1 protein-coding gene and 1 pseudogene are annotated in these 1,117 nt (G+C 72.5%); both read left to right on the top strand.

The annotated features are described in order from the left end of the window. The first annotated feature begins 329 nt into the window (after positions 1–329). Entirely contained in the window at positions 330–584 is a 255-nt protein-coding gene (locus tag WH07_RS33280) for a MoaD/ThiS family protein (protein WP_046508433.1), read from the top strand. Between the two features lie 10 nt (positions 585–594). Further along, a pseudogene (locus WH07_RS33275) lies at positions 595–1,117 on the top strand (hypothetical protein); the annotation flags it as partial.

Here is a 1,117-nt window from a genome sequence, read left to right as displayed (position 1 = left end):
ACGCGGTGAGCCGGTGAGAAAATCGGGTGGTGGTACGGGGGGTGGTACGGGCGGATCGCGGGGGCGGGGAGCGCGTACGGGCATCCGCGCCTGCCGGACCGCGGGACGCGGGCTGCGTGGGGCCCGCGGGGTACCTGCTTCCGTCCCGCCTGTGGTCCGGCCGTTGTGCCGTCTCCGCTGTGATCCGCTGTTATGCGTCGTGGTGCGTTGTGATGCGTTGTGCCGGATACGGGGCGGTACGGGGCCCGGTACGAGGCCCGGGCGGAGGGCCGGAACCGGGCGGGCCCTTGGCGTCGGCCATCATGGAGGCCGACGAAAGGAGTGCCGCTATGGCAGCGGGCACCATCCGCTACTGGGCAGCGGCCAAGGCCGCCGCGGGTACCGCCGAGGAGTTGTATACGGCCGACACCCTGGCCGAGGCGCTCGCCGCGGTGCGGTCGCGGCACCCGGGCGAGCTGACGCGCGTACTCCAGAGGTGTTCGTTCCTCGTCGACGGTGACCCGGTCGGGGCCCGTGACCATGAGACCGTACGGCTGGCCGAGGGCGGCACGGTCGAGGTGCTCCCGCCGTTCGCAGGAGGGTGAACCGCACAGCATGAGCAACGATCAGCAGCATCCGTACGGGCAGTACGGGAACGGGCAGAGCGGCCAGTACGGCCAGGGGCAGCCGCAGGGCCAGGGCCATGGGCAGGGCGAGCAGGTCGCGTACGGGCAGTACGACCAGTACGGCAACCCGCAGGAGCCCCACCAGTCCCAGCACCCGCAGCAGCCGCATCACCCCCGCCAGCAGCCCCCGCAGCCCTCGTACCAGGACCCGGCCGCGGGCGCCTCCCAGGGCTGGGCCGAGCCCCAGCAGCAGCCGCGCCCCCAGCAGGACCCGGGTGCCGCGCAGACCTGGGAGGGGCAGACCTGGGACACCCAGTACCAGCCGCGCCTCCAGTGGCAGCAGGCCCAACAGGGGCAGCACGGCCAGCAGTTGCCGTATCAAGGGCAGGGGCAGGCACAGGCGCAGCTCCAGCAGCAGCAACAGCAGCAGCAGCACGCCGCTGCCGCCGAGACCGCGTATCTGCCGGTTCAGAACTCCTCTCCGCTGCCGCCCGAGATGCCGAACCCCGCCT

Source organism: Streptomyces odonnellii (genome assembly GCF_000981895.1).
Taxonomy (GTDB): Bacteria; Actinomycetota; Actinomycetes; order Streptomycetales; family Streptomycetaceae; genus Streptomyces; species Streptomyces odonnellii.
Note: the sequence above shows the minus strand (reverse complement) of the source record. Positions and strands in the feature narration are given on the sequence as shown.